Source organism: Microbacterium sp. SYP-A9085, from assembly GCF_009649635.1.
Lineage (GTDB): Bacteria > Actinomycetota > Actinomycetes > Actinomycetales > Microbacteriaceae > Microbacterium.
In genome coordinates this window covers 1-1,302 of record NZ_WJII01000012.1, presented here as the reverse complement: position 1 = coordinate 1,302, position 1,302 = coordinate 1, and the positions used below count along the sequence as shown (strand labels likewise).

The window sequence follows — 1,302 nt, the reverse complement described above, 5'->3', positions numbered from 1 at the left end:
GGGCGGTTTCAGGATGCCAGTGCAACGCTGACTAGTTCGTCTAGTTTCTCAGCAGGGGTGTGGAATCCGAGGGTTTGGCGTGGCCGGCCGTTGAGGAGTCGTTGCGTGTTGGCGAGGTCGGTGTCGTCGATCTCGTTGAAGTCGGTGCCTTTGGGGTAGAAGTCGCGGATCAGCCCGTTCGTGTTCTCGTTGGTGCCGCGCTGCCAGGGCGAGTGCGGGTCGCAGAAGAACACCGGGCAACCGGTCTTGACCGTGAACGTCGCGTGCTGGGCCATCTCAATGCCTTGGTCCCAGGTGATGGTCCGCAGCAGGCCTGCAGGTAGTTGTTCGATCATGTTCCGCAGTACGTCGATCACGGTTGCCGAGTCCCGCATCCCCGGCAGGCGTCCGATCAGCGCATACCGTGTCTGACGTTCGACCAGGGTGACGATTCCGGAGTTATGCGGGCCGACGACGAGGTCTCCTTCCCAGTGCCCGGGAACGGCCCGATCCGATGCTTCCGCGGGCCGGTCGACCAGCAGCGCACCCTCCAGCCATGGCCGGCTCGAGCGGCGCGGGAGTTTCGATTGCGGGATCCGGTTCGTGCGCCCGGAACGCAACGCCTTCACCACGGCCAGTTCGGCCCGCAACGTGCCCTTTCCCTGCACGTAGAGGGCTTGGTAGATCGTCTCGTGCGACACGTGCATCTCCGGCCGGTCAGGGAAGGTGAGCTGCAACCAGCCGGCCACCTCTTGCGGCGACCACCGGTTGTTCAACCCTGACACGACCTGCTCGCGCAGGGCCGGGTCATCAAGCTTGCGCTGGCGGGCCCGATGCCGCAGCGTGACGGCTCGGTGATGCGCCACCCCGGCGTGATACCGGCGTTTTCGGCCTGACCGGTGCCGACCCAACCCGTCTGCGAGCGCATGCCGCCGGATCTCGCGCGACACCGTCGACGGCGCTACGCCCAGATGCTCCGCGATCCGGCGGATCGACCACGGTTCGGGCACCGACCGCGCCATTTCGATGAGCGTCCGGTCAGCGAGGGTCAACCGTCGATAGGCACGCTCCGCGTCGGGCGGCGGGTCCGTGATCCGGACCTGCTCGATCCCGCCGCCACTGCGCGAGGGAAGAAACGTCATGCCCGCCAGCCTCGCCCACCTCCCCACCGTCGCATGCGCGACACCCAGCTGCGCGGCGACATCCTCTGACGAACCCCCCGCCAGCAACCCCGTATACCCCGCCGCGCGCGTCTCCCACGCGATCCGTTTCGCCACAACACCCTCCACACCCAAGGTGTTGCACTGGCGTCCTGAAACCGCC

Annotated in this window: 1 protein-coding gene; it reads right to left on the bottom strand. The window is 66.8% G+C overall.

Annotated elements, in window-relative coordinates; translation table 11 throughout:
• Positions 1 to 8: 8 nt before the first annotated feature.
• Positions 9 to 1,302: IS30 family transposase (locus GH740_RS13820; protein WP_253941447.1), on the bottom strand; the 1,294-nt coding region annotated here is incomplete at its 5' end.